This is a genomic window from Rhodococcus sp. SB1D (genome assembly GCF_048573875.1).
Classification (GTDB): Bacteria; Actinomycetota; Actinomycetes; order Mycobacteriales; family Mycobacteriaceae; genus Rhodococcus_F; species Rhodococcus_F qingshengii.
In genome coordinates, this window is record NZ_JBMAIQ010000004.1 from 1 (window position 1) to 24,485 (window position 24,485).

General features: G+C 60.9%; 20 protein-coding genes and 3 pseudogenes. 10 read left to right on the forward strand and 13 right to left on the reverse strand.

Features of this window, described 5'->3' with window-relative positions; all coding sequences use genetic code 11:
• Together ACN50D_RS11400 and ACN50D_RS11405 are read left to right on the forward strand one after the other, a co-directional pair.
• A pseudogene (locus tag ACN50D_RS11400) lies at window positions 1–244 on the forward strand (MerR family transcriptional regulator); the annotation flags it as partial.
• Window positions 245–742: 498 nt separating this feature from the next.
• Window positions 743–1,009, forward strand: coding sequence for a WGxxGxxG family protein (locus tag ACN50D_RS11405; protein ID WP_211921836.1), 267 nt, complete (start codon window positions 743–745; stop codon window positions 1,007–1,009).
• 147 nt (window positions 1,010–1,156) lie between these two features.
• On the opposite strand, the gene ACN50D_RS11410 is transcribed toward ACN50D_RS11405, so the two are convergent.
• The 4 genes and pseudogenes from ACN50D_RS11410 to ACN50D_RS11425 all read right to left on the reverse strand — a co-directional run bounded on the left by ACN50D_RS11410 (window position 1,157) and on the right by ACN50D_RS11425 (window position 5,109).
• Window positions 1,157–2,278 (reverse strand): CU044_5270 family protein, encoded by a 1,122-nt coding sequence (locus ACN50D_RS11410; RefSeq protein ID WP_211921838.1) that lies wholly within the window; start codon window positions 2,276–2,278, stop codon window positions 1,157–1,159.
• Window positions 2,278–2,877, reverse strand: coding sequence for an RNA polymerase sigma factor (locus tag ACN50D_RS11415; RefSeq protein WP_211921840.1), 600 nt, complete (start codon window positions 2,875–2,877; stop codon window positions 2,278–2,280). Before ACN50D_RS11415 ends, ACN50D_RS11410 begins: the two co-directional genes overlap by 1 nt.
• Before the next feature lie 926 nt (window positions 2,878–3,803).
• A pseudogene (locus ACN50D_RS11420) lies at window positions 3,804–4,112 on the reverse strand (carbonic anhydrase); the annotation flags it as partial.
• 259 nt (window positions 4,113–4,371) lie between these two features.
• Entirely contained in the window at window positions 4,372–5,109 is a 738-nt protein-coding gene (locus tag ACN50D_RS11425) for an SDR family NAD(P)-dependent oxidoreductase (RefSeq protein ID WP_212633789.1), read from the reverse strand.
• Window positions 5,110–6,363: 1,254 nt separating this feature from the next.
• Here ACN50D_RS11425 and ACN50D_RS11430 point away from each other — a divergent pair.
• The 5 genes from ACN50D_RS11430 to ACN50D_RS11450 all read left to right on the forward strand — a co-directional run bounded on the left by ACN50D_RS11430 (window position 6,364) and on the right by ACN50D_RS11450 (window position 12,105).
• On the forward strand, window positions 6,364–7,431 hold the full coding sequence (locus ACN50D_RS11430; RefSeq protein WP_307850513.1) for a LacI family DNA-binding transcriptional regulator: 1,068 nt from the start codon (window positions 6,364–6,366) through the stop codon (window positions 7,429–7,431).
• 143 nt (window positions 7,432–7,574) lie between these two features.
• Window positions 7,575–8,909: an MFS transporter gene (locus ACN50D_RS11435; RefSeq protein WP_249343072.1), complete on the forward strand. Its 1,335-nt coding sequence runs from the start codon at window positions 7,575–7,577 to the stop codon at window positions 8,907–8,909.
• Window positions 8,906–9,919, forward strand: coding sequence for a ketopantoate reductase family protein (locus ACN50D_RS11440; protein ID WP_211921842.1), 1,014 nt, complete (start codon window positions 8,906–8,908; stop codon window positions 9,917–9,919). Before ACN50D_RS11435 ends, ACN50D_RS11440 begins: the two co-directional genes overlap by 4 nt.
• A gap of 52 nt (window positions 9,920–9,971) precedes the next feature.
• Complete coding sequence (locus ACN50D_RS11445) at window positions 9,972–10,898, forward strand: 3-keto-5-aminohexanoate cleavage protein (protein ID WP_211921844.1); 927 nt, start codon at window positions 9,972–9,974, stop codon at window positions 10,896–10,898.
• Between the two features lie 43 nt (window positions 10,899–10,941).
• Window positions 10,942–12,105 carry a glycerate kinase gene (locus ACN50D_RS11450; RefSeq protein ID WP_249343073.1) on the forward strand — a complete coding sequence of 388 codons (1,164 nt, stop codon included), beginning with the start codon at window positions 10,942–10,944 and terminating at the stop codon, window positions 12,103–12,105.
• A 440-nt stretch (window positions 12,106–12,545) separates the two neighbouring features.
• Here the strand turns inward: ACN50D_RS11450 and ACN50D_RS11455 are convergent, their stop codons facing one another.
• The 4 genes from ACN50D_RS11455 to ACN50D_RS11470 form a co-directional block, all read right to left on the reverse strand.
• On the reverse strand, window positions 12,546–13,064 hold the full coding sequence (locus tag ACN50D_RS11455) for a hypothetical protein (protein WP_249343110.1): 519 nt from the start codon (window positions 13,062–13,064) through the stop codon (window positions 12,546–12,548).
• Between the two features lie 279 nt (window positions 13,065–13,343).
• Entirely contained in the window at window positions 13,344–13,499 is a 156-nt protein-coding gene (locus ACN50D_RS11460) for a DUF6131 family protein (protein ID WP_211921851.1), read from the reverse strand.
• 192 nt (window positions 13,500–13,691) lie between these two features.
• Window positions 13,692–14,381 (reverse strand): GAF and ANTAR domain-containing protein, encoded by a 690-nt coding sequence (locus ACN50D_RS11465; RefSeq protein ID WP_211921852.1) that lies wholly within the window; start codon window positions 14,379–14,381, stop codon window positions 13,692–13,694.
• A gap of 930 nt (window positions 14,382–15,311) precedes the next feature.
• A complete protein-coding gene (locus tag ACN50D_RS11470; RefSeq protein ID WP_211921854.1) occupies window positions 15,312–15,599 on the reverse strand; it encodes a hypothetical protein in 288 nt (95 codons plus the stop codon).
• A gap of 455 nt (window positions 15,600–16,054) precedes the next feature.
• Here ACN50D_RS11470 and ACN50D_RS11475 point away from each other — a divergent pair.
• Window positions 16,055–16,208: pseudogene (locus ACN50D_RS11475) on the forward strand (ferritin-like domain-containing protein); the annotation flags it as partial.
• Between the two features lie 398 nt (window positions 16,209–16,606).
• Window positions 16,607–17,479 carry a cyclopropane mycolic acid synthase family methyltransferase gene (locus ACN50D_RS11480; RefSeq protein ID WP_211921856.1) on the forward strand — a complete coding sequence of 291 codons (873 nt, stop codon included), beginning with the start codon at window positions 16,607–16,609 and terminating at the stop codon, window positions 17,477–17,479.
• Between the two features lie 308 nt (window positions 17,480–17,787).
• On the opposite strand, the gene ACN50D_RS11485 is transcribed toward ACN50D_RS11480, so the two are convergent.
• Window positions 17,788–19,776: a cutinase family protein gene (locus ACN50D_RS11485; RefSeq protein ID WP_211921858.1), complete on the reverse strand. Its 1,989-nt coding sequence runs from the start codon at window positions 19,774–19,776 to the stop codon at window positions 17,788–17,790.
• 261 nt (window positions 19,777–20,037) lie between these two features.
• Between ACN50D_RS11485 and ACN50D_RS11490 the strand changes: the two genes are divergently transcribed.
• Window positions 20,038–21,108 (forward strand): PDDEXK nuclease domain-containing protein, encoded by a 1,071-nt coding sequence (locus tag ACN50D_RS11490; protein WP_211921860.1) that lies wholly within the window; start codon window positions 20,038–20,040, stop codon window positions 21,106–21,108.
• Window positions 21,109–21,233: 125 nt separating this feature from the next.
• Here the strand turns inward: ACN50D_RS11490 and ACN50D_RS11495 are convergent, their stop codons facing one another.
• Genes ACN50D_RS11495 through ACN50D_RS11510 form a run of 4 tightly spaced genes read right to left on the reverse strand, consistent with a single transcriptional unit; the run spans window position 21,234 to window position 24,445 of the window.
• Window positions 21,234–22,031 (reverse strand): hypothetical protein, encoded by a 798-nt coding sequence (locus tag ACN50D_RS11495; RefSeq protein WP_211921862.1) that lies wholly within the window; start codon window positions 22,029–22,031, stop codon window positions 21,234–21,236.
• Window positions 22,031–23,881: a hypothetical protein gene (locus ACN50D_RS11500; RefSeq protein WP_211921864.1), complete on the reverse strand. Its 1,851-nt coding sequence runs from the start codon at window positions 23,879–23,881 to the stop codon at window positions 22,031–22,033. Before ACN50D_RS11500 ends, ACN50D_RS11495 begins: the two co-directional genes overlap by 1 nt.
• Window positions 23,882–23,909: 28 nt before the next feature.
• A complete protein-coding gene (locus tag ACN50D_RS11505) occupies window positions 23,910–24,209 on the reverse strand; it encodes a type II toxin-antitoxin system PemK/MazF family toxin (RefSeq protein ID WP_211921866.1) in 300 nt (99 codons plus the stop codon).
• The gene (locus ACN50D_RS11510; RefSeq protein ID WP_211921868.1) at window positions 24,209–24,445 is read right to left on the reverse strand and encodes a YlcI/YnfO family protein; all 237 of its coding nucleotides are present in this window, start codon (window positions 24,443–24,445) and stop codon (window positions 24,209–24,211) included. Before ACN50D_RS11510 ends, ACN50D_RS11505 begins: the two co-directional genes overlap by 1 nt.
• Window positions 24,446–24,485 lie beyond the last annotated feature (40 nt).

The following is a 24,485-nucleotide window of genomic DNA, read 5'->3' on the forward strand; positions in this document are numbered from 1 at the left end:
ACTGCGACTCTACGAACAGTACGGCCTGATCACCCCCACCCGCACCCGCGGCGGTACCCGCCGCTACAACGACGAGGACCTTACCCGTCTGGGCCGCATCACAGAACTCATCGCCGACGGCATCAACCTCGTCGGCATCAAACGAGTCCTCGAACTCGAAGACAGCACCGCAGCACTACGCCGCGACAACACCCGACTACGCGCAGACAACGCCCACCTACGCCAGAAAAACAACCACGCCACATAGAAACGTCCGCGATCGCCAACAGAGAAAGGATCACCAAGTGATACCGAACATCCACTCCGAAAGGTTCCGGTAATCGCTAACGTACTCGAACACTAACTCCACCGGAACCAGAACATGCACACTGCGGCGGACACGCCTCTTCACCGCCACCTCCAGCCACTCGGAGAACTCGTCGCTGACATTCCACCTCAGGACAGTTCGACGTCACCCGAACAGGTTGTCGCGCAGCCTATCCTAGACACTTCTGATAAAGCCGTGCGCGCACACGACCCGATCTTCATACGAGACCGACGTGCCGATATCCCGCTGAGGCAAACGATGTGAGTCGCCGCCGGCACGCTAAATGGCGAGATGCCTTCTCCAAATCTGTGCCGGTCGAAACAGATGCGTTTGACGCCGACTGCCAGGGGTACAGGCCTAGCTGACAGACACGGAACCCAAAGCGCCTTACCCAGGTCGCATTTCCGTGACACCGCATCGAACTAGGAGACGATTATGCGTAAGACCCTCATCGGCACCCTCACTGCCACCATCGTGGCATTTTCCGGTGCCGGACTCGCCCACGCCACGCCTGCCACCGCGAGCGCCCCCGCTGCCGCAGTGTTCCAAGCACAGGACGAGACCACCGACAAGGACCACGACAGCGACAAAACCGGGCTGTGGGGACTACTCGGACTAGTCGGCCTCCTCGGGCTCGCCGGCCTGAAACGCCGCGACGCCCCGACCCGGCCCACCACACCACCTCAACCCCCGACCTATTGATCGAAACCGGGCCGCCAGGCCCGTACACTCCCGGATCACTGTTCAGCCAAGGTCCTCGCAGCGTGAGACGAATACTATTCCGCTACAGATGATCTCAAACCCCACAGGGCGCTGGTGCTGCGATGTGGTGAACCGAAACGACCGAACTCATTCCTGGCCCAGCGCCTCGACGGACCGGACAGTGATCGAACTTGTCCCCAACACGGTACCGGGGGCTATCCAAGGATCTTCCGGAGCGGCGCCCGCGACCCGTCGTTCGCCGATGAACTCGCCGGTACCCGGATCGATGATCAAGTCGCGACGCTCGTGAACGCCGTTGAGCCCGAGTGCGATTCCGACCCGACCGTCGAGCGTGGTCTGTTCCACGGTCTCCACACCATCGATTCCGGCGATCGCGCGATACCACTGCGCTTTGACATCTGGCGGCATCGTGCCGGCTCTCAGTATTTCAATCGCGATGTGGAACATCGCTTCCGGCGTCGAACCGCGCGGCGCCGTGTAGTCGCGCAACCATCGAAGCAACCCCTCGGGGTCAGCGGGCAGCGACCGATAGAAGTTGGGGTCGTCCCAGTCGTCCGGAACGCAGTTGATGTTGTCGCGATTGTCGTCGAAGAATCTGCCGCAGCGGGCACGCCATTCCCCGTTTCGGGTTTCGTCGATGTACAGAGCTGATTCACTCTCCGGCGTCGTGCCGCCGAGCCACCGCGACTGGCCAGTTGACCGCCGCTCGAGCCATTCTTGTGTTTCGTCTGCCGGAATCCATAGCTGCGAACGGGTTTCGAGCAGGTAGGTGTAGCCGTTGCGTGGAGCGTCGGGACCTGCTTCGTAGGGAGATCCGTACTCCATCCCCTGTTGGACCCACGCGTGCTCCTCGACGAGTCGAAACGGTCCCTGTCGAGCGGAGGTCATCTCGATCGATTCGAGCGAGCGCGCGGCTTGCTGTAGGACGTGTTCGGCGGAGGCGAGTTCGATGGAAGGCACCGGCAGCGACGCACCACCCGTAGTGCCTGTCTGCTCTGCAGGTGTGAACTGCACCAGCACCGCAGCCAGGCAGACGGCCATGAGCACCGCGGCACCGGCGTAGACCGAAGCGGGCACGCGCCGCAGAGCAAACCTGCGACTGGGTACCGGCGGAGAACTTTCCGCCGCTTCCGCGTCGGCGAGGACCCGATTCCGGATCGCTGCCAACGCGTCGACGTCCGGCTTGTCGAGCGCATCGCGGAGTTCGAGCAACGTGTCGTCCAGGGGATCGGTCCGAGGATTCGGCATCAGTTCTCTCCCGAGGCTTGTTGGAGGTTTTCGGAGTCGAGCAGCAAAGTCCGCAGGCGAGTACGCGTGCGGTGCAGCCTGGACCGGACAGTGCTGGCCGGCACGGACAGGATCTCCGCGATCTCGGCCGGTTCGAGATGGGCCCAGGACGAGAGGAGGAGCACGTCGCGTTCGTCCTCGGTCAGCTCGGCGAGTGCCGACGCGATCACCTCGAGGCGACGGGACGCGTCCACCCGAGCCGTGACAAGGTCTTCCGGCGCAGTCTCGGACACGACGCGTTCGCCATGTACCCGCGCGAATGCGCGTTCGGCGCGATCCTGGGAACGAAAGTGCGCCCGGAGCAGGGTGTGGGTAATGCCGAACAACCAAGCTCGAACGGGAGCCCGACCAGCGTCGTAGGTGAATCGACGATCGATCGCGACGGCAAAAGCCTCAGCGACGAGGTCGTCGGCATGATGTTCGCCGGCTCGGGCGCACACGTACCGGCGAAGATCTGCGGCATGGGCGTCGAAGAGCTGAGCGAAGACCTCCGCCACGCGCGGGCCGTGCAGGTCCAGGCCCGGTGTGCCGCGATCACCGGGCGGGTTCGAAGATGTCACGGTGATACTTGGTCGGTGCGGCCCACAGCGTCCCCCGGAATGCCGGAACGGACGTAACGGCTCGACCCCACGAGTCCTCTCGTCTCCCATTCCACCTATCCTGCATTCGCTCAAACCATGAAACGTGCGGGCACGACCCCAGGTGGCCGATCGACCGCGCCAGCCCATCTTGCAATGACAGGCTCTCGGCCACCTAGCAGGCTGTCCGAAGAACGGGCGCCCATCCCTGAGTGCCCCGCCTAGGGCGCCGGATCCCCTCGCCACCTACCCAAACACTCTTAACGCCGACGTCGACAAGCGCCCCAACGCCGCGCACAACAGAATGACAAGCACTGCAATGTTGATCATCGTGATCGCCCTTACGGCAAGCATCTTCCGTCCGGCAAGCCTTGTGGGGTTAGCCAAAGGCGGCCCGAGTGCCGACAACGTAGCAGTTCCACTCCTCCTGAATGAAGTCAGTCGAGTCGATGTGGTTGTGCGATTGCCCGCCATGGGGTTTGAGAAATTCGAGAGGCGAACAGACCTCGCGGCCCAAAGGCCGTGCCGCCTGCCACCGCAGCCTTCTCGGAAGGATGGACAACTTTGTTGGGGTGGCTGCTCCCCAGCGACACTGTCTCAGCCGGAGCGCAAGACCTGACCCTCGACAGCACACTTGCATTTTGCAAGCGCAGATCGCATGAGCCTGTTCATCACCAGCTCGGACGGTTTCGGTCAACGTCGTTCCGCGCTCTTGCCGTCAGTAACGGGCGTGTGCGTATTGACCGACCAACACCGTGAGAGCAATGGTCGTCAAGCAGCGGGCGCCTGCCCGGTCGATCGCGACTTTCACGAGTCCCCACCGAAGTCTCCGACAGCGTTGTCGGCGCGTTTCGTTCGATGGGCCCCTCAAGCGTGCTCAGTGCCGTTGGAACCGGAGCCGGTTGCGTTTCTCCGGCATCGCCGACCGTGCCCTGCAGGCGCATTCGTCCGTCGGACAACGTGTACGTGACGCCGACGATCGCGCACGCACCCTTGTCCACCTTGTCGGCGATGATCCGGGACCTCTGCATGATCAGCGAGCCGGTCTCCACGACGTGACGGCCTTCGAGTTCGTCCACGGTGGACAAGCCCTCGTTGCGGCCCATCAGGATGGACGGAGCAACACGCTCGACCACACTGCGAATGAAGCCATCGGGCACCGCATTCTTGTCCAGGGCGTCGAGTGTTGTCTTCACTGCACCGCAACTATCGTGCCCTGCCGAGTTGGCGGCCTTCTTCAACTCTTTCGGACTGTCGCTGCGCGCGCTGAGGTATAGGCCTGATGGAAGACCGCGGTCGTGTTCAGGCACAACAGGTTCGACGTTCTTGCTATAGGAAGTCATTCATCGACAATTTCGCCCTCCACATGACTGTCGAAGGTGGGAAGATCACGAAATATCGCATGTATGAATCAGCCACGCGGTCAGCGCCGCATTCGTAGGCGGAGTAGACGCAGTACTGGCTGGCGCGGCGTGGTCAGACGGTGAAACCGCCATCGACATCGAGCATCGCGCCGGTCACATATCGAGCTTTCTCACTCGCCAGAAAGCACACCATTGCTGCAATCTCCTCTGGCTGACCATAGCGACCGAGCGCTGTGAACGCCTTGATGGTGGGTGCCAGCGGCCCGTCGTCTGGGTTCATATCGGTATTGATCGGTCCGGGGTTGACCAGATTGACTGTGATCCCACGTGGCCCCAGGTCGCGGCTCAACCCCTTGGTGAGTCCGATCAGGGCGGTCTTGCTCATCGAATAGAGCGAAAAACCTGGAAATACCGTGCGCCCAATCATGTTGCTGCCAATGGTGATGATCCTGCCGCCGACTCCCATCTGCTCTGCCGCCGACTTCGCTGCGAGGAAGGGCGCACGAACATTCACCGCCATCATTCGATCGAAGTCAGTGGCACCGAACGTCTCGACCGGTCCTACTTCGAAGGTCGCCGCGTTGTTAACGAGGATATCCAGGCGTCCTAACCGTTCAGCGGTCTGCTCCACCGCGAGGGGCATTGCGTCAGGGTCCTCCGCGTCTGCCGCGAGTGCAATCGCTTGGCGTCCAACACTCTCGAGTGCGGCAATCATCCCCGCAGCACCAGCTGCGTGGTGTTGGTACGTCAACGCGATATCTGCACCCTGCAATGCCAATTCCTCGGCGATCGCCGCGCCGATCCCTCGGCTGCCTCCGGTGACAAGAGCGACTTTTCCTTCGAGCTCCATAGGTGTTCCCAACTTCCGTTGCCGTTGAATAGGTTCCGATTCGCGGACATGCCAGACATCACCCACGCTGACCGTGGGGAAATCGGGCCACTCATCAAAGGGGTGGATGCCGTGCATGTTCACACGCCGTAGACGGCCAGCGCCTCAATTATGTGAGATCGCCCAGCCATGCGCCGTCAAAGGTGCACTCCCCGCAAGTAGTCTTGGAATCGCCTGCTGCACACAGTTTGATTGCCGCGCTTGAGTATCAGCTCGACCTCGCCGTTGTCTCAGGATGCATTCCGACATGTCATCGCGGCGCGATCGCACGCCACGCCCCGGAACACCATTGACGGGCCATGCGACAAGAACCACCCCTCGCTTCGCGGGCGTAGCAGTTGCGCTCGCCCGCGGTCAGGGCGAAATGCTCTGTTCGACCATACCCGGCGAGAACGAACACTTCTCATCCACGAAGGGTACAAGCGCTGTTCGAGATCGATTCCGGAATCGTTAGGATCCGCCACCGGCCTACCATTGAAGGTGATGCCGACGAACGATGATCCTCACTGGGATGACGGTGTTCCCGCGACGCCGGGTACACCTATGGCTCAGCCGAAGTTCGTCAGCTCGCTGATCACGCAGCTCGGCTTGTCTCACGCGTCCTCGAAGGAGCGTGAGCGAGGTATCACAGTATGGCTTCGAAGAAACACACCCAGCGAGTCACTACGGGGAAGCTTGATCCGATGTGGATACGGGCATCTACTCGGTCAGTAGCAGAGTTCACCGGTGAGCAGGCTCAGGTCCTCGGTTACGAGTACCCGTTCCGCCTGCGCCACCAGCGCCTCAGAGATGTCGAAGTTGACCAGTCCGCGCATGTGTCGTTGGGTCGTGAACCCAGCGTGTTTTCAGACCGGCGACCCCCTCGACGTTGTAGTTACTGCCTAGGGCTTTGCTCCCTCAGTAGGAAGGTAGTGCTGACGGTGGCACCTCAGGCCTCAAGTTGCTTCCTTGCGTTGAATGAAAGTCACTGCGCGTGCGGTGCCGCGCCGGGTGGATCTGGCGAGCAAACGCTAAGGAGCGCCTGACAACTTCAGCCAGATTAAGTTGTGACGCGCGTCATTGCCTGCAGTCACGGGCTTGTCATCTCGCCGGGACGCACCTTTAGCGCGAATCGCCGGCCCGAAGAGCAGCTACAGATGGACGCCAACTTAATGTTGCTTAATGATCTGAATCACACTTACCGTCGGAACACCGATTCGAGGAGGAGGTGACCCAGTGAAACCTGACCATGCATACCGCACAATGCAGCGGCACCCGCGGGTATCTGCAGCCGACGTCGCACGCGCAGTGGGCGTCTCACCGGCCACCGTCTCCTACGTGATGAACGGACGCTCCGGGGTCTCGGAAAAGACCCGGGCACAGGTTCTCGAAGCTGCGGAGCAGTTGGGGCACACCTCGAGTGCTCGCGCGAACCGTCTGCGTTCGCAACAATCCCGGGTTATCGGCCTTATCCTCACTGATATCGCCAATCCGTTCTATACGGAGATCGCAGCTGGGACGATCGACGCCGCTCGGGCACGCGGATACGAAGTGTTCCTGACTCACACGCAGGAGGACCCCGAGACGTTGCGGGCGATCGTCGATGCGATGATCGCCCGGCATGTCGACGGCGTCGTGATCACCGTTTTGCACCCAGCCGACGGAGATGTCGTACGCTCGCTGCGCAGTGCTCGCATCCCATTGATTCAAGTGTCCCGACGCATCGAACGGATAGACGCAGATTTCGTCGGGATCGACGACCGAGCCGCGGCGGCGGAGATGATGGAACATATTGTCGGACATGGATATCAAGACATCGTGACAATTGTGGGGCCACGCACCTCCAGCGCATCTGCAGCCCGAGAAGAAGGATTCACCCGAACCGCCGAGGCTCACGGTATTCGTAACATCGCCTCACACCGCATCAGTACGTATCTCAGTGAGCAAGGCGGCTATTCGGCGGTCGAAGAACTGCTGGCACGCAAGGCTCTCCCCCGCGCCATCGTCTGTGGTAGCGACGCCATTGCACTCGGTGCGATCAGTGCCCTGCGCGCGCACTCGATCGCTGTCCCCAACGATGTCGCCGTCACCGGCTTCGACGGTCTCTTCCCTGGGGCCTCGTCGCTCGTCGAATTGACCACCGTCAACCAACCACGCCGAGAAATGGCCGAGCAAGCACTCGACCTTCTCGCCCGCCGGATCGACGGAGCCGGAGGCTCCTACCAGTGTGTTCTTCGCGCCCATCAACTCCGCATCGGCACCACCTGCGGATGTCCACGACAAGGATCCGAAGCCATCGTCTAGACCTCGCGCGCTAACCGCGCGCCGGTACAACTTCACTTTCCAGGGAAGTCGTTCCTCAGGACATTCGGGCGTCAGCCCATCCAGTTCTCCGGAGCGGTCCGCTCACGGGGAAGACCTCTCGACACCACGGAGAAGGCATCACCATGTCTGATAGCCATACCCCGGTCGCCTCCGCGCCGCCCGGTGAAGTTTTGAACAGGCTCATCTTTCGCAAGCTCATGCCGTTGCTGATCGCTGCATACATCATCGCGTTCATCGACCGCACGAACATCGGACTCGCCAAACATCACCTCGAAGCAAACCTCGGAATATCAGCTGCCGCATATGGTTTGGGTGCTGGACTGTTCTTCCTCGCCTATTCGCTGTGCGAAGTGCCGAGCAACCTCATCATGTATCGCGTCGGTGCACGACTGTGGATCACCCGCATCATGATCACGTGGGGCCTTCTCTCGGCGGCGATGGCATTCGTCGAAGGGCCCGTCTCCTTCTACATCCTGCGAGTGCTGCTCGGCGCAGCCGAAGCGGGTCTGTTCCCCGGCGTGCTGCTCTACCTCACTTACTGGTTCGGTCGCGAACAACGGGCTCGTGCTAACGGCGCGTTCCTGGTCGCGGTCTGCCTTGCAAATATTTTGGGTGCACCCATCGGTGGCGCGTTGTTGGGGATGGACGGGTTATTCGGTTGGCACGGGTGGCAGTGGATGTTCGTCATCGAGGGAATTCCAGCTGTGATCCTCGCCGTCGTGGTGTTCAAGTTTCTCCCCGATGGCCCCCAAGATGCGAAGTGGCTCGACCCACAGCAAGCCCGTGATCTCACCGCCCGGTTGGCCAAGGAACAGCAGGAGGGTGCCGACGCATCCGGCACTCACTCGTTCGCCGACGTCTTCAAAGACAAGCAGATCCTGCTAGTCATTGCCGTCTACTTCACGCATCAGATCGCCGTCTACAGCCTCACCTACTTCCTGCCGAGCATTATCGGAGAATGGGGTGAGATGTCAGACCTGACCATTGGTTTGCTCACAGCGCTTCCTTGGGTGGCAGCAGCGATCGGCACCCTCGTCCTGCCTCGTTTCGCCACCAACGGTCGACGCTCACGCAAGATCTTGTTCGGCGGAATGTCCTCCATGGTAGTGGGATTCACGATCGGAGCAGTTTCGAGCCCAACACTGGCCCTCCTCGGATTCTGCATCGCGGCTACCACCTTTTTTGCCGTCCAGTCCATTCTTTTCGCGATTCCTGCATCCCGCCTCGCCGGCGCCGCGCTGGCCGGCGGATTGGCACTGGTCAACACCCTCGGCATTCTCGGCGGCTTCGTCGGCCCCTTCGCGATGGGACTCATCGAAACAGCGACTGACAACCCGTCGGCGGGTCTGTGGTTCGTGATCGCCGTCGTCGTGGTCGGGGCCGCAATCAGCCTCACCCTCAAGATTCAAGATCCCCACATGAACAGCACCGAGAAAGAAAGCCAGGTACAGGCATGAACGAGCGCATCCTTGTCGTCGGGGCAGGAGCCATCGGCGGAGTCACCGCCGCTCACCTCGCTCGCGCTGGCCACGACGTCGTCGTACTCGATGCAAACACCGAACACGTCAGGCTGATGAACGCACCCGGTCTACGATTCGATGAACTCGGCGCCACCTCACATATCCCCATCGTCGCAACTGACAACGCCGACAACCTCGAGGGGCACTTCGACTATGCGCTCCTCACGCTCAAAGCCCCCTACCTCGAAGTGGCCCTCGCCCCACTTGTCCGTCGCGACTTGGTCGACACCTACGTCTCCCTCGGAAACGGATTGGTGCAGAACAATATTGAATCCATCATCGGGGTGGACCGCCTGGTAATCGGCATCACCGAGTGGGGCGCAACCAACCTCGGCCCCGGTCACCTCGCTCAAACCACTGTCGCACCATTTGTCATCGGCGAGATCGACGGCCGCCGAACCCGCCGCATCGAGCGACTGGCCAGCATCCTCACCACGGCAGCCGAAGTGCACATCTCCGAAAGCATCGTCGGACAGATCTGGTCAAAACTACTCCTCAACAGCACCTTCTCCGGGCTCGGCGCCGTCACCGGTCTGCTGTACCGTGACGTCGCCTCCGATCCTGTCGGACGAAAAGTCGCCTACCAGCTCTGGACTGAGGCCTACGACGTCGCGACCGCAATCGGCATCCAACTCGACGAAATCGTCGGCGTCCACCCCGATCAACTCGTGGTCCGATCCGCCGATGACCTTGAGCGCGCCGATGCCGCACTGTCCATCTTGATGAACCGACTCGGCGCAACCAAGGCGTCGATGCTTCAAGACCTCGAACGCGGCGCTGTCACCGAAGTCGACGTCATCAACGGTGGGGTTGCGTCGACCGCCGCAACAGCCGGTATCAACAGCCCCTTGAATACCCGCATAGTCCAACTCGTGCACGCCTGTGAACGCGGCATCCGCACGTCGAACCGCGACGCCTTGACGGAGCTGGCCACCGTTACCGCCTGACAACACCACCAACATCCACCCGATAGAATCCCTGTCCAGGAGCCGAAACATTATGAACGACAAAGTCATCATCACCTGCGCTCTAACCGGCGGCATGACCGTCCCGGCACAGAGCAAAGCCATTCCGATCACCGTCGAGCAGATCGTCGACGAAGGTGTGAGAGCGGCCGAGGCCGGCGCATCCGTCCTGCACGTGCACGTGCGGGAAGAATTGACCGGGCGCCCTGTCGCCGACCTCGACCTGTTCGAACGCGTCCTGTCCGAGCTGCGCAAGCACACCGACGCAGTGCTCCAACCCACTACCGGTGGTGGCCGAGGAATGACCGTCGAAGAACGTGCCTCGGTCCTGAAGTTTCAGCCCGAGATGGCCACCTTCAATGCCGGAAGTTTCAACTTCGGACTGTTCCCCGTCGCCGCCAGAGATCTGCCGTTCACCGATTGGGAACGCGAATACCTGGAGGGGACAACCGATTACATCTTCAAGAATACCTTCGCAGACATGGCCTATATGGCGGAGCAGATGCGGCAGTCCGACACTCGACCGGAGATCGAGGTCTACGACGTGGGACAGATCTACAACCTCGAACAGTTGGTCAGGGACGGGGTACTGGCGGCGCCGTTCAATCTGCAGTTCGTGCTCGGGGTCCTCGGCGCCAACGCCGCCGAACCCGACCAGCTCATCCACATGCTGCGCACCGCCGAACGAGTCCTCGGGAAGGATTCCTTCACCTGGTCGGCCGCCGGAGTGGGCTACCGCGGTGAGTTCAACCTCGCCGCACTTTCACTGATGCTCGGAGGCAACGTCCGCGTCGGCCTCGAGGACAACCTCCGCATAACCAAGCGCGAGCAAGCCACCTCCAACGCCCAACTGGTGACAAAGGTGGCAGAAATGGCCGCCATGTTCGACCGCACACCGGCGACACCGGACGAGGCACGAACACATTTGGGCCTCAAGGGTTCATCCTCCGTAGCGTTCTGAGGCTTCGATGACACTGACCCGATCAAGTGCGGAAAGTGAGCTGTTGGACACTCCTCACGAACGAAGAGCCGCCGGCCATGTGGTGGTGGCTCCCGACAAGTTCAAAGGATCCGCCTCGGCAGCGGACGCCGCATCCGCCATCGCGCGTGGCTTGCGGACCGCAGCACCGAACCTCACGGTGGTCGAATTCCCGATAGCCGACGGCGGTGAGGGCACCGTCGAGATGATGATCAGACAGGGTTACACAGCCGTCACCTGCGCGGTCATCGGGCCGATGCAGCAAACAATCCCCGCAACCTATGCGTTGCGGGGCGGCACAGCAGTGATCGAGATGGCCTCAGCCGCCGGACTAGCCCATGTCGGCACACCTGAACCCACATCAACCACCGCGCGGACAGCGTCCACGCGTGGCGTCGGGCAACTGATGAGACACGCACTCGATCGCGGGGCGCAGAGGATTGTCCTCGGCGTCGGCGGTAGTGCCACCACCGACGGCGGCGCCGGCGCCCTGACCGCTCTCGGCGCACGCATCCTCGACTCCTGCGGAGATCCGCTCTACCCGTGCGGCCAGGACCTTGCCGATGCGGCTGTCCTCGATATCGATTCGCTCGATCCACGTCTGGGAGACATCGAGGTCGTCATCGCCTGCGACGTCGACAATCCGCTCACCGGGCCCCGCGGTGCCGCCGCGGTGTACGGGCCGCAGAAGGGCGCCGACTCGAACACAGTGACGCGACTCGAACATGCGTTGGGGCAGTGGGCCGATGTCGTTTCGGCAACAGTCGACCGCGACCTCCGGGACCTTCCAGGTGCCGGGGCGGCGGGCGGTCTGGCATTCGCGATGGCGGCCGTCCTCGGGGCGCAACTGACCTCAGGAATCGATCTACTCCTGAAGTTGACGTGCTTCACCGACATCGTGGACGGGGCGGCGTGCGTCATCGTGGGGGAAGGGTCCCTCGACGCGCAAAGTCTGCGCGGAAAGGGTCCCGTCGGCGTGGCCCGGGCTGCTCGGCAGATCGGGGTACCTACGGTGGCCGTAGTCGGGCGTTGCATGGTCACAGAGACCGACGCTCAGACTGCAGGTTTCGATGCTGTCTTCGCGCTCAACGATCTCGAACCAGATGCCGGCAGCTGCATGACCAATGCGGATTTTCTCTTGGAACAGACCGGCGCCGTCATCGTCGACCACCGGTGCTGGGACGTCTGATCGGCACGCGAGTGGCCGAGTACGCTCGCTATTCTGGATCGACACCACAGGTACTCTCGGCGAGACGGCATTCACTCGCCGCGATCAACGTCACCGTAACCGTCCGCCGCCCTGGCAACCTGTGCTCCGGTTTCGTCGCGACGAGGCTCAGCGTGTCGATCCTGCACGGCGATCGCTAGGCACGACTCTGCGGCCTCCACCAAACCGCCTCCGTGAGATATGAGCGATGTGGGGCGAGCGCTCACCGCAAACGGAACGAAACTCTCCTACGACGACTGGCCGTGGCGCGGACCAGTCGAGAGGAGTATGTCCGGGTGCAGTCGCCGGTGTCCACGGGATCGAGGTGATCTCCTGCCTGATGTGGCCGTCGAGACCGCACTCGTCACTATCGAAGGATCGGGGACCACGGAGGTCTCGCTATCGAGAATCTCTGGCGAGGATTACGGGCCGTGTGTCGTTGTCGACGATCCAGCAGATCCGTTGTCGTCCTCTATCTGGCGCTGTGCGCGTAAAACATCGCGGTGGCTGCGCAACGACAACCGTCCGACCGCCGCAGCTCCGAGGAACAAGATGCCGGCACCGAGGCCCTCGAAGAATGCCAACTGTTGCACGGCCCTCATTAAGGGTTCGGTCGCCGACGGCGTCCCCGGCTCCCCGAGATGCAGCACCGGCGCCAGAGTGGAGCCCACGATGAACCATGCGCCACCGACGACCGCCAACCACGCCCCGAAGCTGGCGACGGCGCGATTCGCACTGAACAACAGCAAAATCCCGCCGATCACAGTGACCGCACCCGGGAGCACTTCGAGCCACCCCCTACCGGAGGTCCACGTCCATGCTTGATCCGGTACGAATGCGAACGAAAAATACGGCCCCACAAAGGGAATGAGCGCTCCCCAGAGTCCGAGCACAATCAGCAAGATACCGCTGACGGCACCGCGACTGCGGGGCACCCACATCCGACCGGGCGGTCTCGCATCATGAACGGTTCCGACCACACGACCTCGGCCTTCGGCATCGTCCAGCCGAGAGTCCTCACGATCTCTTCGAGATGTGTTCCGATTAAACATGTTCCACTCCTCCGCCGTGCCATGTGAGATGCGCAATGGAAGTGGGATGCGCGAGAACGTTAAGTGTGAATCGCGTGTGCGCCGCGGCACCCTGCCTCGTTTCGACCACTAGCCCGCAGTCAGGCAAACCGGGTTACGGGTCAAGCCACAACATCCAGCGCCGCAGCGTCAGTAGTAATGCCGCCGACCACCCACAGCATGTCCGGCGGCACCGAGCGCAAACAGAACGATCCCGACGACCACGAGAATTATGCCGATCGTCCACAGTATCGAGATCCCAGTCAAGAAACCGACGATCAACAAGACAATTCCAAGAATGATCATGGCATCCTCCTTCAGCCGATCATCCATCACTGACGGCGACGTACCCGCTGGTCACGGGTCTCAAACAAAGGTGACTGACCCGGCGGCCGTAATGTTCATCGCGCAACTAATCTGCGAAGCGCGATCTGCGAAGCGCGGCATCCGCACCGGTTACTGATTCGTACTGTCCCTGAATTGCCCCGCCAGAGCGGGTCACTCGATCTCAGCGTCGAAAAGCGCGCCGTGAACGATGTCGCGGGCGATCACCGTGATCCGACGCTGCCGCGAAAACGCCCGCGCACGCAAACGGACTAGCGCCTCCTCAACCGGAACCCCCAGTTGCACAGCGACTATCCCCACGGCAACATTGACATTCCCGCGCCGGAACACCCCATCATCACTACCAGGCAGCAAGGCATACACAGGGTCGAGTTCGGACACAACCGCACGCCCGATGGACTCTGCGTACAGCCTCACCGTCACGTCCTCGCGCGGCGCCAACGCCACCGGCGCCCGCCCGAACAGTTCAAGCACCCCGAACGGTGTCCCCTCCGACACGAGCGGATAAGCGTAGACGCTCGCCACGCCCAACGCCGCCGCCTGCGTCGAGAATACCGGCCACCGCACAAGCACGTCACCGGCGACGATGTCATCATGCAATTCAGGCCGGTGAAAGCGGAACGCATCCATACAAGGGCCTTCACCGACCGTGAACTGTATTTCGTCGAGTTCCTCAGCGACAGAATCGGTGACAAAGATCAGATCCCGCGTCAACTCGGAGGCGAACAACGCCACACCCGCCCCGTCGATACCGGTGCTCCCGACAAGTTCGTAGCACAATCTTCTCGTGCCTTCGAACCGCTCTCCGGGAACCTTGTCGCGGCGCGCAGGCAGATCGGACATCTACGACCAACCCTCCCCGGATCACACGCGCACACCTACCGAAAATCTGTCGCCTTACATTCGATCCTACCTGCGAGAGGTGCACGGGCGGTGCTCATTTCAACTTTACTCATCATATTTTTCTAACGGCGGATTCGTTCAACTGACAGGTCGGTACAGTTCCAGACCGTCAAACGGTCACCTCTTCGCACGGACATTCACAGTATCCTCGGCCGGGGCGAACAGACCTCCGTTGCGGTGTTCATTTCTGACCTTCTTCTCACGTGGAGTTCGCCCGAAACAGTCTCGAACACAAGGACGAGAACACCCCGTTCCGCGATACCCGGACTTGTTCGTGCCATTTCTTACTTGTGCACACAGTCGTTCTCGCATTGCTGTACGGCTGAAGCATGGCCCCACCTCGACTTTCCGTCGACCAGGTTGAGGTCTCAAGGGCTCGTCTAGCGGCGACGGGTTACGTGAACCGCATCTACACCGTCGGTCAGTCCGCGCACCCACTCGACGACTCCCTCGTCCTCCTCCGGGGACGCGGGACCACGAAATGCAGACGCAAGGAGCCTACGGTTCGCTCAGTGCCGAGGAAGTGGCCAAGCACCCATGGACCGATGAAGGGCAAGGAGTCATCCATGATCACATGAACCACGTGGATATGAGGCAGCGAGCGCCCGGGCCGTCGTCGACTTACCTGAACCAAGGGGGCGGGTAAAAATTTTGACGTCCGGAACACTCGTGCTCACAGGGCTATTCGACCAGAAGGCTAGGAACAGAAGCAGCCCCACATGCATGACGCGGAGCACACCGAGGCCATGTTCGCTCCCTGCACTCCTACTGAACACGAACAATCCAGAAACATGAGTGTAGGCCTACGCACGGTCGCGCCGATCATCTGAATTTGGGATCCCGGCAGCAACCGGCCGAACGGCTAGACCGTCAGTCCTTGAGATGACTACCGTCATCTCCTGTTCGGAAGTCGGAGAACTGTTTATCGAGATCTTCGACCTTCTCGTCCGACATCTCCGTGACGTGGTCGGCGAAAGCTGTCCCCGCAACGGTGCCGCCGGTCCCGGGCACCGTCACCGACTCTCGTGCTCCAGGCTCATACCTCTCGTTCATCTCGTCAGCGAGTACTTTCGCCCCGTCAGCGGCGTCGTCACTCGTTTCCGTTCCGGACGTGTTCTCTCGTGCGGCATCGGCGTGCCCAGAGCTCTCCGTGTTCACAGCTACCCCACTTTCCTACATCGGTAGCGAACAGTGACACGTCACCACAAGCAGCCCGCCCGGGTTCGAATGCGCAGCCCCGACGCCTGTTTCGAGGACGAACCAGCTCCGAGGTCTCAACGTCACGGCACGTCAGACATACCTCATTCGGCACGCAGCGAATCCGGAACGTGAGTTCGAAAGGTCCACAACGAACCACACAAGCGGCGATCCAGGAATTGCAAGATTCCTGCACACAAATCGTGCCGCATCATGGAGTCTGCCTCGACGATTCCTCACCCGTCTTCGTCGGTCTGACACGCCGGAATCCAGTTCGTCCAACACCCGTCGCACAGGCCAGCATCGAAGCTGTTCCGCGCGAAACTCACGGAAAATGCCGAGAACGATCGCGAGAGGGCCAGTTCGATCGACGCCACTATTCGCGATCTGAGCGGCGTACCGGAATTGGTCGACCCAAGGCCGTCTCCACCGTGAAGGAACTGACCGGTGCTGCGCAGAAGCGAGAAAAGCGTTGCCTACGAGCAAGCACACAAGAGCCGGCATGGCATCGTCTCCACTGCCCAGACACGACTCGCGGCGATCGCCTCAGTAGTCGTCGGAATCAACTGATCTGACGATTCAATAGATATGTTGCTCCCGAAAGACTGCGAACCATTAGGGACCGAGTCGTCGGTTTTACACATCGCGGCTGAATGGGGTCCGAGTGGACGAAACTGACTCAAGTGCAAAATTCACCTGAAGCCTCGGAACATTTTCGACGACAAGACACTTCACGAGCTGCACTCAGATCGTTTGGTTCTTCGGCGCGAACGAAGAACTGCTACCCGCCTGCGGCAGATCACGGATGCAATTCCATCGTTCTGAGCAAGCCGTGCATCTTTCGGATGAGCACTCACCCCGCGCCCTCCAGCTCACTATGGGACGAGCGGTTGAACATGTGCAAGAAGGGTACTTCTCGTCGCAGCACGCACTGCTCCGAAGCGGCCACCGCGTTCCGAGGACTCCCTATGACCAGGCTGACACCATTCTACGAAAACGTCCGCTCACACTACGATCTTGCCGACGAGTTCTTCGCCCTCTTCCTCGACTCGACGCGAACGTACAGTTGCGCCTATTTCGAACGTGAAGATATGAGCTTGAAGGATGCTCAATTGGCGAAAATCGATCTCGCACTGGGTAAATGCAATCTGGTCCCAGGAATGACACTGCTCGACATCGGCTGCGGGTGGGGATCGACGATGATCCGAGCTGCCGATAAGTACGACGTCAATGTCATTGGGCTCACCCTCAGTCGAAATCAATACCGATACATACGACAGATAGCCACCTCCACGCCCAGCCGACGGCGGATAGAAGTGCGGCTGCAAGGGTGGGAGGATTTCGACGGGCACGTCGATCGAATCGTCAGCATTGGAGCATTCGAACACTTCCGGCTGGAGCGATACGACGACTTCTTCCGCAAATGCGCCGCGATTCTTCCTCCCGACGGCCGCCTGCTCTTGCACACCATCGTCGGATTCGGCCAAAAACTTCGCGAAATGGGCATACCAATCACGCGCGAGGACATCCAGTTCCACCGATTCATACTTCGAGAAATATTTCCGGGTGGCCAGATTCCGTTGCCGGACTGGGTCGTCGACCACGCCGTCGATGCTGGATTCAAAGTGGAAAGAATCCAAGCGCTACAACCGCATTACGCGCGAACACTCGATCTCTGGGTCGAATCGCTGCGCGCACATCGCGCAGAAGCGATCGCGACGACATCGGAACAGGTGTACGACCGATACATCAAATACCTCACAGGCTCCGCCGCACGCTTCCGGAGCGGTCACATCGATGTCATGCAATTCACCCTGCTGAACGCGCCTCATGCACCCTGATGGAATCCTCCGCGTCGCTAACCGATCCTGTAGTTCTCAAGAGAGTGGTTCGTAGATTCGGACGCTCTCCATCGCCACGCCTGAGCTGCGGTTATCAGACCGCTCGCGCTCATCATGCCCGCTGTCAGGGTTTCGAGCCGATGGCCGACAGGCAAAATCCCCATGATGTGGGCATGAGAAGACGATCAGACTCTTTCCCTTGATGATTCTTTTTGACCGCCTGGCACCACCCCTTCGTGAAGTAGCCGCGGTGTTGGCAATGCGCGCGCATGACCCACTGAGAAGCCGGAGTGCGGGGTGGTATCGGGTCATGCTGCGCGTCCGATTTGCAGATTGAGCCAGTCCGAGATCCACTGAATCGCGTTGCGGCCGGCGTTGTCGACGACAAGAGAGTTGTAGTTCTGGTGGGCCCCGGAGGCGAAGAAGGACGCTGCATCGAGCCCCTCCCCCATCAAGGAGGCAAGGTCGTTGGCGCCCTGTGAGTTGGCCACGGTGGTCAACGAATCAGCCAGTGATGGGAGTTCCAGATCCTGCGCCAGAGCGGTATCGGTGGTCGCGGCCGTCGAGGCCTGCTTGCCGAGCAATGGCGGATCAGTCTTCGTAGCTTTGCGGGAGAGCATGTTGACCGCGACAGAGGCGAGTTCGAGCCCGACCGGGACAAGACTGGTCATGGCAGCTCCGGCCCCGAGCGGGTCCGGGAGCTGTCCTGGCGGTGGGAGCAGCTTCTCGACTGCGACCCAAGCGATTTCCTGCGCCTGCCCAACAAGGTTTGCGAGCTTGATGATGTCGACGCCGCCCAGGATCGACGCGACGAGCGCCGCCACGTGCGAGTAGCCGGACGGATCAGGGATTACCGACAGAATCTGCGAGACCCATTTCAGATCGGTACCGGCGGCCATCTTCACCAGTGGAGACAACTGGTTGTTCAGATCCCCTGCGATCTTGTGGGCACCCTGCGCGTCGAGCGCGGCGACCTTCTGCGGAAGGAGGTTCAGGTTCGCCAGAATCGCAGGCATATCCAGGGATGTGACACCGGTGGCCACGTTAAGAACTTGGTTGACAACCACCGTGGGCTTGAGCAAGGAGAGGACTCCGGAGGCGGATCCTAGGACGTCGCTCGGTGTCGTTGTGAGCGGCGCGATCTGGCTGTCGAGGGTGCCAGCGGCGGTCGATAGGGAGGTCACGTCCGGAGATGAGGCCGGCAGCGCCGTGGAGCCCTTGCTGGCGAGCTTGCTCGCGGTGTCGGCGATCGCGGTCACTGTCGAGAGCGCACTGCTGAGATCGGATTGGCTGGCCTTGTCCAGAACCTGGCTGGCATTGTTTTCGGCCGTCCCGGCGGGTGCTGCAGCGAGCTGCCCGTTCGCCGCAGGATTGGCTGCACCGGAGCCGAGTAATTCGGCAAGCGGGCTGATGGTGTTCGCCAGAGCTGTCGCGCTGGAGGTGACCTTCTCGAGGTCAACTGCGCCGTCCGTCTTCGACAGTTCACTGGTCAGATTGCCAGCCACTGTGGCGAGGACGGGAAGGTCGGATTGGGAGAAATCCGACGCCAGCGCGGTGGCAAGGTGTGAATTGCCGTCCACCTGGCCTTCAGGTCCACGACTCGGGGCGTCAGTGAGCACTGAACCCAGCGATCCGAGCAGCGGGCTCGAACCTTTTTGGATCGAGCAGTAGAGGTCTTTCGGCTCGCAGATCGACGCGACCCGGCCCGACAGCTTCCCCATGCCCTGCGGCCGCGGATCGGCGATCCCCTTTCCTGACGGCTTCGGGCCGATGACTGTTTCACCGTTCGTTCCGGAACCGGGATCGGCGAGAAGCCCGACCGCGAGGACTTGCTCTGCCTTGATGGGTCCGGTGCCATTGCCGATTTCAGAGGCAAGATCACCTGCGATGTCCGCGCCCTGGGAATAGCCGGTGATGGTGAATTTGGTGTCGGAGCATTTCGTTGCGATCTCGGCGATCACGCCCTTCGCCCTCGCTAAACCATCAGATTTGCTGTCTGCGTAGGTTTTTCCGTTGTCGAAGGCTCGGGCCATGTACGGCAGAGTGTAGATTTGCGCGCTACCGTTCTTGTCCGCGATGCTGTCGGCGATCGGTTTGAGCATACCGACCGGGATCGAGGGATCGGCATCTTCTGCGGTTTCCCAAGTTCCGGGGATGAACAGGTTGAAAGTCGTCGAGCATCCGTTCGGCTGGGCGGACACAATGCCCGGCGACATCAAAGCGATGGAGGCTGCGACGACTGTTGCCGTCATCAGAATACAGACCGGACGGTGGATGGTCGAACCTAGGAACGGCATGAAAACCTTTCTCTACCAGGGAACACGATGTACCTGCCCGCGCGCGGACTGGTCTGAAGCGCCCGATTTCAGGTGAGGGCCGTCATGGTGCTGGACGGATCGACTCCGATCAACGCGCCCTGTGAAGAACTCAGGTGCGCGAGGGCCGGTGATCCCGTGTCCAGTGCGCATCCACGCCCGAGGCGCCGCTCCTGCGGGCTGAGGTGTCCAGTGGGGCATGTCCGGTAGGCGTTCCCAGCAGCGCTGGGTAAAGATGGATGGGTGAATGCTCCAGCCGAACTGCCCGCCGACTACGCCCAGCTTCTCGATCATCTCAAGTCGCACGTTCGGCAAGCGCGAGTTCGCGCCACCCGAATCGTCAACACCGAACTGCTCAGCCTCTATTGGGACATAGGGAACGCAATCGTGCAGCGTCAAGAGGCCGAGGGCTGGGGTTCAAAGGTGATCGACAGGCTCGCCGTCGATCTTCGATCAGCCTTTCCCGACATGCGCGGGTTATCGCGGACCAATCTGAAGTACATGCGGCAGATGGCGAGCATCTGGGGGCGCGATGCAATTGGCCAACAACCTGTTGGCCAATTGCCGTGGGGTCATGTGACGGTCTTGCTCGACAAACTCGATAACCAGTCCGACCGCGACTGGTATGCATCGGCCGCTGCTGAACACGGGTGGTCGCGCAATGTACTGCAAAATCAGATCAACAGCGGTTTACGGCGCAGGATCGGTGCGGCACCCTCGAACTTTCAGGACCATCTTCCGGCCGAGGATTCCGATCTCGCTCAACAGTTGGTGCGTGACCCGTACGTCTTCGATTTTCTCGATATCACCGAACGTGTCGCGGAGCGAGAGCTGGAGTCCGCGCTGATGCGTCGGCTGGAGCAGTTCCTCCTCGAACTGGGACACGGGTTCGCTTTTGTCGGGCGCCAATACCATTTCGAGGTCGGTGATCAGGATTTCTATATCGACCTGTTGTTCTTCAACTGGGTGCAAGCGAGGTTCGTTGTCGTCGAGTTGAAGGTAGGCAGGTTCGAGCCGGAGTATGTCGGGAAGCTCGGCTTCTATGTTTCGTGGATCGACGACAACCTCCGCAACAAGGACATCCACGCGCCGACTGTGGGAATCTTGCTCTGCGCGGGCCGCAACGACAACGTCGTCCGGTATTCACTTGCCGGAACAACTGCACCCCTCGCCGTAGCCGACTACACCTATGAGACTCTCCCCTCCCAGGTTCGCGCTCTCGTTCCTACCGACGACGAGATCGCCGCGGCTGTGGAAGCCACTGTCTCCGAACTCGACTCCCAACTGCCCGTCAAACCTGACGACTCCGGCTGAGAGGCGATTCGATTCCGAAGCTGGCCGACATATCCTCTGGTGCCGAGATCTCTACCGGTGTTTCGCACAAGGGTCTGCGAACGTGATGCCTGGTCGTGCCCGGTGCGTCGAGAGGCAGGGCAGTTCTATGTCCAGTCGATGTGGACGGATTCGATGGAATCGAAGTGAAATCCGAAAGTGTCGCCGTACTGGTCGAATCCCTTGTTTTCAGGGTAATCCATCGTGGCGTGACGTTCGAGGATCGCAACCACCCGGGCATGATCGTCGTTGGCCAAAGCCATGGCGAGTTCCCGTGTTTCGTCGAGACTGAAGGGGCTGTCGGAGTTCGCGAAGTCGAGGGTACGCACTCGATAGTCGTAACCTTCTTCGGAACCGTTGCGGACGGACACTCCCCCACGGACTCGGATCGTGGCCTTTTTGGGTTGCCCGTCGGGTCGCAGGACGCCGGCGCGGTCCATGATGTCGCGAGCTTTGACATTCTTGAGCTTCTTTTTCGCGTCCGCACGTAGTTCGTTGGTTTCTCCGGAGCGGTAGCGAGAGACCGCTGATCGTGAACGGCCGATTTTCTTTGCGACAGCATCGATTCCGCCGAGGCGTTCGATGGCTGCTCGCCGTTGGGCGCGTTCGGTGACGTCGGGGTGTGGGATTCGTCCTTGCTGCGCCCACCGCCGCAGTGTTCGGTCAGAGGGGGGCTTTCTCCCGGCGTCGATAGCCGCTTGCCGTAGGCCTTCTTTGCCGATTTCGGCACGGATCTGGCGTACGGAGACTTTGCTGGTGAGTCCGGCCAATCCCCCACTTTTGACTGATTTCGATTTTTCGATACCGCTGGTCGCTGCTGTCGAGACAGATACGTTGAGGCCGTCCAAGCCGACAGTCTTCTGTGCAGGTTTGGTTGATCGCGGTTTCGGAAGATGCAGGGCCACTATATGTTTCCTTCATCTTCGTCGGTGAACGCAGCTTTGAGTGCGAGGTTGACCTCGTGGGTGTCGCGTGCGTCGGTCAGCATGACAGTGATGTCCTCGGTGAGCGGGGCATGCTTTTCCAGAGTCATTTTCCCGAGTGCGTCACTATCGTCTGCGATGTCGATGCCCGGGGGCAGGGGGTAGACCCAGGAATCAGTGACCGTGCGCAGTGGCCATCGGCCGGTTTCGCGCGCGATGCGCATCGCGACGCGGCGGCCTCGCCAGCGGCAGTGTGCGATGATCGCTGCTCGCCAGAGCGGTTGGTGGTGGTGTTGCATTTGTTTGGCGGTCCACATGTCGGGGTTGACCATTCGGCCGATGTAGCCCTTGTAGCAGGCGCCGATGAACCGTTTCATTGCTGTGTCGCCGGTGTCGGCGGCAACTTTGCGGGCTTCTCTCAATATTTTCGCCCACTTGTCGAGGGCCCGACCTTGTTCGGGGTAGACCCATGCTTCGGTGATGTCGAGCTCGTCGAGTTCTGCGCCGATTCCGCCATCTGCAATGGACGTTTGCAGTGCGTCGAGGCTGACGGTGGTGATCCAGGTTTGCACAGGTTGGTCGGCGAGCATGTGTGGGTGAGGTAACGGCAGAGTTGGTGGGAGCGCCAGCATGTCACCGGGTGGGAGAGTTACATGCCAGAGTCCGAACGGGGTTTTCGATTGCCGCGCAGCGTCGAGCGCGTTCTCGCCGCGAAGATGCCGAGGTTTTCCGTAGCCGAATTCGAGCATGCCAGCGGAAGCGAGGTATGCAGCTCGTTGGTCTATCGATACCAGTTGTGTTGCGTCGGAAAGTTCTTCGAGGTCCGGGATGCGTGTCCATCCGACTGCGGGTTCGAGATCTCCGCGGGGTTCGCCGTCCAGTGGTGGGACGGGTCCACCGACGGTGACGACGATTCCTTTACCGCTGCGGGTGCGGTCGCGTTTGATCTTGTCGACGATCGCCGCGCCGGTGCGTGCTGGAGTGGGGCCGGGTAGTACGCCGAGGTGTTGTGCACACCAAGCGAGTCGGCGTCCCAGCTCCTGTGCAGCGGGGAGGTCATCGTCAGGGAGGTAGGTCCCGGCGGTGGGTGATCCGAGGATCCCCATGTCTCCCACGCGATTGCCCCATCCGAAGTCTTTGTTCCAGTAGGTCCATACATAGGGTTCGATGAAGATGTCGACCATCGATGTGAAGTTCCCTGTGGTGCGGGAAAGGTGAACGACGTGGCCGGGTTCTCCGCGGAGTTCCCATCCTGCGGTCAGCATCGGGGTCAGCGTGGCATGGAGGATCGCTGTGAGTTCTTCGGCCGCGCGTGTGCGCAGGATTTCCATGTCGTCGACGTCGTCTTCGCTGCCCGGGTCGATGATCCATCCGAGCATTTCGCAGGCTTCGATTCCGACGATCCAGATCTGTGCCGGTGTGCCCAGAGGGGTGAGCGTTGCCCATCTGATGAGTTTGTCGAGTTTTTCGATGGAATCTACTGGGCCGGTGAGCGTGTGGCCGGATGGTGTGTAGGTTCCAGCTGCCGTGACAATGACGGCGTGGCCGTCTGCCGACTCGCCGGCGGGAGGTAGGGCGGCCGGTTCGGTTGCATCGAGTTCGGACGCCTGGGTGGGTGCCGGTTCCACGTCTTTGGAGCGGTCATCCGGAGGGGCGACGATATCGCCGATGGCTGGGATCTCAGCAGCGTCGGAACTCGTTTCGAGACAAGCGGTGTCGTCAACGTCGAACAGTGAAGGCTGGTCTGGCTCGGAAACTTCGCCCGAACGGGTAGGGGATTCCGGTGTTTCGAGCTCGAATAGCGCGAACTGCTCCCCTTTCTTCAGCGCCACGCTGCATCCTTTCCGTTCACTGTCGTCCTCATTCGAGATCGAATGCGGCGCGCACGGCAATGGACAGTGATTCCTCTTGTGCCGGCAGAAGATAACCGATGACGTTGCCGAGTGCACTGACGGGAATGGTGGTGATGTGATCGCAACTGACCACCGCGTCGGCGGATAGTCCGTTCGCGGCACTGACGGACACCTCAGTGGACAGTCCTCGGATCTCGTCGGTGATGGGCGCTACCGTGACGGCCCCGAGGTGTGGACGGACCACCTCTCGGGTGAGTACGAGGACCGGGCGGACTGTGTCGAGGTCGGCTTCGTGAATTGGTCGCATCAGCTCAAGCCTGTTGACTGCGGATTGGCGGCGTGGTGAGCGAGAGAACTCAGGTCATGTTCGGAGGTTGCGGTCGCGAGAATCTCCGCGTCACGTGCGGCGATCTGACGGCGACGCTCGCGTTCGAGAGCGCGCAACACTACCGAGGCCCGCGAGGTGGCACGATGTTCCCTGATTTCGTCGTCGAGAAATGCCACGATCTCGTCTGGTAGTCGTACCGCGATTTGCGTGCTCATATGTCCATGGTACCGAATTGGGATTCGTTTTGGTACCACG

What these genes read in the sequence shown, in the direction of transcription:
- ACN50D_RS11405 (WP_211921836.1), top strand. Translation starts at nt 743, where the DNA reads ATGCGTAAGACCCTCATCGGCACCCTCACTGCCACCATCGTGGCATTT.
- ACN50D_RS11410 (WP_211921838.1), bottom strand. Translation starts at nt 2,278, where the DNA reads ATGCCGAATCCTCGGACCGATCCCCTGGACGACACGTTGCTCGAACTC.
- ACN50D_RS11425 (WP_212633789.1), bottom strand. Translation starts at nt 5,109, where the DNA reads ATGGAGCTCGAAGGAAAAGTCGCTCTTGTCACCGGAGGCAGCCGAGGG.
- ACN50D_RS11435 (WP_249343072.1), top strand. Translation starts at nt 7,575, where the DNA reads ATGTCTGATAGCCATACCCCGGTCGCCTCCGCGCCGCCCGGTGAAGTT.
- ACN50D_RS11440 (WP_211921842.1), top strand. Translation starts at nt 8,906, where the DNA reads ATGAACGAGCGCATCCTTGTCGTCGGGGCAGGAGCCATCGGCGGAGTC.
- ACN50D_RS11445 (WP_211921844.1), top strand. Translation starts at nt 9,972, where the DNA reads ATGAACGACAAAGTCATCATCACCTGCGCTCTAACCGGCGGCATGACC.
- ACN50D_RS11455 (WP_249343110.1), bottom strand. Translation starts at nt 13,064, where the DNA reads ATGTGGGTGCCCCGCAGTCGCGGTGCCGTCAGCGGTATCTTGCTGATT.
- ACN50D_RS11460 (WP_211921851.1), bottom strand. Translation starts at nt 13,499, where the DNA reads ATGATCATTCTTGGAATTGTCTTGTTGATCGTCGGTTTCTTGACTGGG.
- ACN50D_RS11465 (WP_211921852.1), bottom strand. Translation starts at nt 14,381, where the DNA reads ATGTCCGATCTGCCTGCGCGCCGCGACAAGGTTCCCGGAGAGCGGTTC.
- ACN50D_RS11480 (WP_211921856.1), top strand. Translation starts at nt 16,607, where the DNA reads ATGACCAGGCTGACACCATTCTACGAAAACGTCCGCTCACACTACGAT.
- ACN50D_RS11485 (WP_211921858.1), bottom strand. Translation starts at nt 19,776, where the DNA reads ATGCCGTTCCTAGGTTCGACCATCCACCGTCCGGTCTGTATTCTGATG.
- ACN50D_RS11505 (WP_211921866.1), bottom strand. Translation starts at nt 24,209, where the DNA reads ATGCGACCAATTCACGAAGCCGACCTCGACACAGTCCGCCCGGTCCTC.
- ACN50D_RS11510 (WP_211921868.1), bottom strand. Translation starts at nt 24,445, where the DNA reads ATGAGCACGCAAATCGCGGTACGACTACCAGACGAGATCGTGGCATTT.